The sequence below is a fragment of the Ruegeria sp. CE12 genome (assembly GCF_056537525.1).
Window position 1 is genome coordinate 1 of sequence record NZ_JBQFRS010000056.1, and the last position, 988, is coordinate 988.

Annotated in this window: 1 protein-coding gene; it reads right to left on the reverse strand. The window is 59.3% G+C overall.

Annotated features, from left to right (window positions below; all coding sequences use genetic code 11):
• On the reverse strand, positions 1-988 hold a 988-nt coding region (locus ACR0IO_RS23090; RefSeq protein ID WP_480745191.1), incomplete at both ends, for an ATP-binding cassette domain-containing protein.

Genomic DNA, 988 nt, shown 5'->3' on the forward strand with positions numbered 1-988 from the left:
CCCATCACATGGCGGGGGCTGCCGCGCACCATGACCTGATCAGAGGATCCATTCACGGCAATCTCACGATCCAAGGTCAGGCTATCCCACAGACTGGCCTGAGGGTTCAATCCTGCGCGGTTTTGGTCAAATACCGCCATCTCAAGGCCTTTGCCCAAGGTGACATGCCCCGTGTCAGGGGCAAGTTGGCCAGTCAGCATATTCAAAAGCGTGGTTTTGCCTGCGCCATTTGGGCCGACAAACCCCACCCGATCCCCGCGCAAAATGCGCAGATCAAAGGGTTTCAGAATTTGCGTGTCTCCAAAGGATTTTGAAATTCCCTTGGCTTCGATCACCTTGCGGCCAGATTGCGGCCCCTCCTCCAACACCATGGCGGCGGTGGATTGACGGCGGATCATTGCAGCGCGTTCTGCGCGCAAATCAGCCAAAGCGCGCACACGGCCCTGATTGCGTTTGCGCCGTGCACTGATCCCCTCAACGGCCCAACGGGCCTCGGATTTGATTTTGCGATCCAATTTGTGGCGCGCTGTGTCTTCCTCGTCCCAAACCTTATCGCGCCACGCCTCGAAGCTGGCAAAGCCTTGTTCATTGCGGCGCACCTGCCCGCGATCCACCCATAAGGTGGCGCGGGTCAAGGCGTTCAAAAACGCACGGTCATGCGAGATCACGACAAAGGCTGTGCGGGTTTCTGCAAGCCGCGCCTCGAGCCATCCGATGGCCTCGATATCAAGATGGTTGGTGGGTTCGTCCAAGAGCATGGTATCAGGCTCTTCGGCCAAAAGCCGTGCAAGGGCTGCGCGGCGGCGCTCCCCGCCAGACGCCTTGGCAGGATCAGCGTCAAGGCGCAGCTTAAGACCATCGGCCAAGGCCTCGACCCGCCACGCTTCGCTTGGGCCAAGCGTGGCCGTGGCAAAATCACCCAATGTGGCAAAACCCGTAAAATCGGGCTCTTGTTCCATATAGCCGACCGAGGTGCCTTGCGGGCTTG